The organism is Algiphilus sp. (genome assembly GCF_023145115.1).
GTDB lineage: Bacteria > Pseudomonadota > Gammaproteobacteria > Nevskiales > Nevskiaceae > Algiphilus.
Map to the genome: position 1 here is coordinate 1 of NZ_JAGLEJ010000019.1, position 5,523 is coordinate 5,523.

The window sequence follows — 5,523 nt, forward strand, 5'->3', positions numbered from 1 at the left end:
CACCGCCGCCGCTGCCACCGCCGGCACCGCCGCTTCCGTTGCCGCCCGGTCCACCGCCGCCGCTGCCACCGCCGGCACCGCCGCTTCCGCCGCCGCCCGATCCACCGCCGCCGCTGCCACCGCCGGCGCCGCCGCTTCCGCCGCCGCCCGATCCACCGCCACCGCTGCCACCGCCGGCGCCGCCGCTTCCGCCGCCGCCCGATCCGCCGCCGCCGCCGCCACTGCCACCACCGGCACCGCCGCTTCCGCTGCCGCCCGATCCACCGCCGCCGCTGCCACCGCCGGCGCCGCCGCTTCCGCTGCCGCCCGAACCGCCGCCGCCACTGCCACCACCGGCACCACCGCTGCCGCCGCCGCCCGAACCACCGCCGCCACTGCCACCGCCGGAACCACCGCTTCCGCCGCCGCCCGATCCGCCGCCGCTGCCACCGCCCGCGCCGCCGCCGGGCGCTGCTCCGGCGCCGCCCCGGCACGCCGCGGGCAGGTAGTGCGCCGGCAGACTCGCGGCGCAACGCCACCGGATGGAGCCGCCAGTGGGCTCCGGGGAGAGCGTCACGGTTTCATCCCTTATGGGTCGCACGCCGAAGGTGATGCGGATGACACCACCCTCCAGCACCTCTACCGAGCGAACGTGATTCCCGCCGAGCACGTCCGGCTCCGAGAGCCCCGCTTCCGCATTGCTCTCCGGCAGGCGCCCGTCGACGATCCAGGCTTCGGCCACGGCAGCCTTGGCCGCGGAAGCGAAGGCGAATCCCTCGGACACCTTCGCGCGGACCACGTAGTTCTGATAGGCCGGGATGGCGATCGCGGCCAGGATGCCGACGACCGTCACCACGATCATCAGCTCGAGCAGCGTGAAGCCGCGCGCCTGCGCCCGATGGCCACACGCCTCGGCGAAGTGTCCGGTCGTCTCCCCCATCGGACGACACGATACCCGACCGCGTCGCGTGCGCACAGGCACGAGCCGAGCGGCGCGGCACCGGCCCGCCGGGGCCGCGTGGTACTACCAGGCGAGCACAGCGTCGGCGTTGAACGCGTAGACCGATTCCAGCAGGCCGCGGGCTTCGATCAGGTCGTCGCGATAATCGCGCTCGTCGACGCACTGGGATGCATCGCAGGGTGGTGCATCACCGATCAGCGCGTGCAACCGCTGGAAGCGTGACGTGCTGCTGCCGGTCCCCAGCGGGGCCAGCACCGGCGAATCGGGATTGAACTGCAGGCCCAGCGCGAGCCCCTTCATCGCGGAGAAGGCGCGCGCCAGTGCCGCGATGGTGAAGTCGTCACTGCCGATGGCATCCATCGCCGCGAGGAGGTTGTTGATCTCGTGGATGACACTCGCCGCGATGGTGCGCTCCCAGCTCTCGACGAGGGTGTCACGCGCCAGGAAGAGGGCACTGAGGCGGGTCTGCTCGAGCTCGGACACCGATGACGCGCCGGCGGTCAGGATGGAACGGCCGAGCAGGAACCCGCTGAACGCGCGGCCGGAGAAGTTGGTCGGTGCCAGCAGCGCGACCCGATCATCGCGGGCGGCGGCACTGCGCGCCGCGCCGAAGTTGAGCTCCGACACGACGTCGAGCACGCCGTCGCCGTTGTCGTCGATCGCGCGCTCGCGATTGGCGGCATAGCTGCGGTCGCCGTAGGCGCGCGCGGCGCCGAAATAGCCGAAGGCGAGATCCCACTCGTGCTCCAGCACCGCGAACGGCGCCTCGCCCGAGCGCTCGAAGGGCGCGCGCAGGCCGCTGCCGGACACGTCGTCGCCGAGATGACCATCGACGCCGCGCGAATAGGCCACCGCGCCCTGCAGGAAGGATGCGATCAGCTGCGCATAGTCGATGCCCCCGGGCGACACGTAATGGGGCGCATCCAGCGCGCCGCTGCCGCTCGCCGCCTGCTCGGACGCGCGCGCCACCAGATCCTCGAGGAAGACCCGCGCGCTCGCGTAACCGGCGGCGCCCTCGAAGGCGGTGTTCCAGTCGCGATGTTCCACTGCCGGCGCGCTGCCGGCGAAGGCATCGGCCAGGGCGCGCCCTTCGCAGAGCGCGCCGATCGTCGCGGCCGGCGCCGGCACCGGCGCGTCGAGCCCGAGGATCGCCGCCACGTCACGCTGCGCGATTTCACCGCCGGTATCGTCGAAGTAAGGGATGGCATCGCTGCGATACGCCGCGCCGCCGATCGCCTGCAGATCGCGCACGGCCCCGGCGAGGGCGACGATCAGCGTCTGATGGCAGACCGCCTCGCGGTAGACCACCGAACTCTCGCCGGGGACGAACACGCTGTCGAACACGTACTGCTCCGGGGTGTCGACATTGTCGCTGCCCAGGGAGCCCGAGCCGCCCCCGCACGCGACCAGCGCAAGCGCGCACGGGAGGAGCACGGCGGTTCGGAACATCGGCATCGGGAGCATCCTTGATCGGGTCGGGTCTCACAACCCTTGCAAGAACAATGCAAACGCCCGTCGTGCCGGGCCGAAGGCGCGCCGCTAGACGCCTCCGAGCAGCTGGTCGAGGGTGGTGACCGCATGGAAGCCGGCCGGCGCGCGCGCCGGTCGGCTGCGGTCGGGCCACGCTGCCGCCACCAGATGCGCGACCCCGAAATCACCGGCCGCGCGCAGCACCGGTTCGGAGTCATCCACCATCAGCGCCGCGCGCCGGTCGAAGGGATGGCGTGCGTGCAGCCGCTCCCAGAATGCGGCGTGCTCCTTGGGCGCGCGCAGATCGTGCGAGCTGACGATGCGGTGGAACCGGGCGGCGATGGGCGCGCGCTCGAGCTTGATGGCGAGAGTCTCGGGGTGCGCGTTGGTCACCAGCCAGAGACGCTTGCCGCGGGCCGCCAGCGCGTCGAGGACGTCCAGCGTCTCGGGCAGCAGGCGCACACCGGCGGCAACCTCGCGCTTCAGCGCGGCGATGTCGAGCCCGGTGTGGCGCGTCCAGAAGTCGATGCAGTACCAGTCCAGACTGCCGAGCTTGGCGCGGAACACCGGCTCGAGCTCGGCGCGCGCGGCATCCACGTCGACGCCGCGCGCGCGCGCCAGCCGGTCGGGCAGCAGCTCCTGCCAGAAATGATTGTCGAAGGCGAGGTCGAGGAGCGTGCCGTCCATGTCGAGCAGCACGTCGTCGATCGCGTCCCAGGGCAGTGTGTCGACCATGCTTCTATCATACGGCCTGCACTTTCCGAGCTTCCTCCATGATCAACGAGCAGCTCCTGCACGCCGTGCAGGACATCGCCCGCGATGCCGGCAACGCCATCCTGTCGGTCTACAACACCGATTTCGACGTCGAGAACAAGGCCGACGACTCGCCACTGACCCAGGCCGACCTTGCCGCCCACCGGATCATCTCGGCGGGCCTGCGGGCTCTCGATGCGGAGCTGCCCATCCTGTCCGAGGAAGGCACCGACGCGGAGTCCGAGGACCGCCGCAGCTGGGAACGCTTCTGGCTGGTCGATCCACTCGACGGAACCAAGGAGTTCATCAACCGCAACGGCGAGTTCACGGTGAACATCGCGCTCATCGATGCCGGCCAGCCGGTCCTGGGTGTGGTGCACGCGCCCGCGCTGGGCGCCACCTACCTGGCCGCCGCCGGCATCGGCGCCTTCCGCGACGACAGCGAGGGGCGCCGCCCCATCGGCACGCGCCGCGCACCGGAGCGCCCCGCCTTCGTGGTCAGCCGCTCGCACCAGGACGAGGCCCTGCAGGCGCTGCTGGCGAAGCTGCCGGCGCACGATGCCGTCAGCACGGGCAGCTCGCTGAAGTTCTGCCTGGTGGCGGAGGGCGCCGCCGACCTCTATCCGCGCACCGGCCCGACCAGCGAGTGGGACACCGGTGCCGGTCAATGTGTCGCCGAGATCGCCGGTGCGCGCGTCGCCACGCTGCCGGAGATGACACCCATGCGCTACAACCAGCGCGACACCCTGCTGAACCCCGGCTTCGTCGTGATCGGCGACCCCGACGCGTCCTGGGTGGATCAGCTCGGCGGATGAGCGCACCGGGCGACGCGCGCCCGATCGGCATCTTCGACTCGGGTATCGGGGGACTGTCGGTCTGGCGGGAGATCGCCGCCCGACTTCCCGCCGAATCGTGCGTGTACGTCGCCGATCAGGCACACGTGCCCTACGGGCCGCGCCCGGCACAGGAGATACTGACGCTGTCGCTGCGCGTGGTGCGCTTCCTGATGGCGGCGCGCTGCAAGCTCATCGTGGTGGCGTGCAACTCGGCATCGGCGGCAGCGCTGCAGCACCTGCGCCGCGCCTGGCCCGACGTTCCCTTCGTCGGCATGGAGCCGGCGATCAAGCCGGCCGCCGCGCAGTCGCGGCGCCGGGTCGCGGGCGTGCTGGCCACGCCCGCCACGCTCGCCGGCGAGCTCTATCGCGGCACGGTGGCACGGCACGCCCGGGACATGCGCATCGTCGCGCAGGGCTGCCCGGGGCTGGTCGATGCCATCGAGCGCTGCATGCCCGACGCGGCGCTGACGGCGCTGCTGGAAGGCTTCGTCGAACCGATGCGCGACGCCGACGCGGATGTCCTGGTGATGGCGTGCACGCACTATCCGCTCGTCAAGCACCTGATCGCGCCCCTGTGCGGCCCCGGCATGGCGCTCATCGACCCGGCGCCGGCAGTGGCCCGGCAGACCGCACGACTGCTCGAGGCGCACGGCCTCGCCGCACCGCCGGACGCCGTGCCCACCCATCGCTTCCACACCACGCTCCCCGCCCCGGCGGCGCTGGAGCAGCCCGCCCGGCACTGGCTGGGCGACGGCGTGCGCGCCACCAGCCTGGGGCGCGATCTCAACTCAGCCTGAAGCGCTCGTCGACCTCGGCGAAGCTGCCCGCCTGCACGTGCGCGGGCGCCGGGACGGCGGTGTCGTCGCGCAGCAGCTGGCAGGTCTGCATGCCGGCGGCGGCCGCCGCGTCGAGCTCGGCGCCGACATCCGACAGGAACAGGATCGCGCCGGCCGGGCGGTCCAGCTCGCGGGTGATCGCGGCGTAGGCCTCGGGGTCCTTCTTGCCGCCGATGCGCGTATCGAAGTAGCCGCTGAACAGCGGCGTGAGGTCGCCGTCCAGCGAGTGCCCGAAGATCAGCTTCTGCGCCGCCACCGAGCCCGACGAGTAGACGTAGAGGGCCAGCCGGCGCTCGTGCCAGCGGCGCAGCCACGGTGCCGTGTCCGGATAGACGTGGCCCTGCAGGCTGCCGTCGGCGTAGCCCTGCGCCCAGATCATGCCCTGCAGGGCCTTCAGCGGCGTCGCCTTGCGGTCGGCATCCATCCAGCGCAGCAGCTCGTCGGCGACCGCATCCGGCTCGGCGGCACAGCCGCTCTCGGCGACCACCGCCGCGATCTGTTCGGCGACGTCACTGTCCGCGGCACGGGCGCGCAGGAAGGTCCGCATGCGCTCGCGGGCGTACGGGAAAAGGGTGTCGTGGACGAAGGCTATGGAGGTTGTGGTGCCTTCGATATCCGTCACGATGGCTTGAATCATTGGCGCTTCCGTTGCCTTCCGTGGCACGTGGTCCCGGCCCGGCCTTCCCTG

The 5,523-nt window shown here is 72.0% G+C and carries 6 protein-coding genes; 2 read left to right on the top strand and 4 right to left on the bottom strand.

The features are described 5' to 3' along the window. The 3 genes from KAH28_RS06745 to KAH28_RS06755 form a co-directional block, all read right to left on the bottom strand. Positions 1-919 (bottom strand): pilin (locus KAH28_RS06745; RefSeq protein ID WP_290575221.1); only part of this gene is annotated, 919 nt, incomplete at its 3' end. 84 nt (positions 920-1,003) lie between these two features. After that, positions 1,004-2,395, bottom strand: coding sequence for a DUF4856 domain-containing protein (locus tag KAH28_RS06750; RefSeq protein ID WP_290575222.1), 1,392 nt, complete (start codon positions 2,393-2,395; stop codon positions 1,004-1,006). 84 nt (positions 2,396-2,479) lie between these two features. Further along, on the bottom strand, positions 2,480-3,145 hold the full coding sequence (locus tag KAH28_RS06755; protein ID WP_290575223.1) for an HAD-IA family hydrolase: 666 nt from the start codon (positions 3,143-3,145) through the stop codon (positions 2,480-2,482). Between the two features lie 38 nt (positions 3,146-3,183). On the opposite strand from KAH28_RS06755, the gene cysQ reads away from it, so the two are divergent. Both cysQ and murI read left to right on the top strand, forming a co-directional pair. Next, positions 3,184-3,978 (top strand): 3'(2'),5'-bisphosphate nucleotidase CysQ, encoded by a 795-nt coding sequence (gene cysQ, locus KAH28_RS06760; protein WP_290575224.1) that lies wholly within the window; start codon positions 3,184-3,186, stop codon positions 3,976-3,978. Beyond that, the gene (gene murI / locus KAH28_RS06765) at positions 3,975-4,796 is read left to right on the top strand and encodes a glutamate racemase (protein ID WP_290575225.1); all 822 of its coding nucleotides are present in this window, start codon (positions 3,975-3,977) and stop codon (positions 4,794-4,796) included. The genes cysQ and murI overlap by 4 nt, the downstream gene beginning before the upstream one ends. Here murI and mtnC read toward each other — a convergent pair. After that, complete coding sequence (mtnC, locus tag KAH28_RS06770; RefSeq protein WP_290575226.1) at positions 4,783-5,472, bottom strand: acireductone synthase; 690 nt, start codon at positions 5,470-5,472, stop codon at positions 4,783-4,785. The genes murI and mtnC overlap by 14 nt on opposite strands. Positions 5,473-5,523 lie beyond the last annotated feature (51 nt).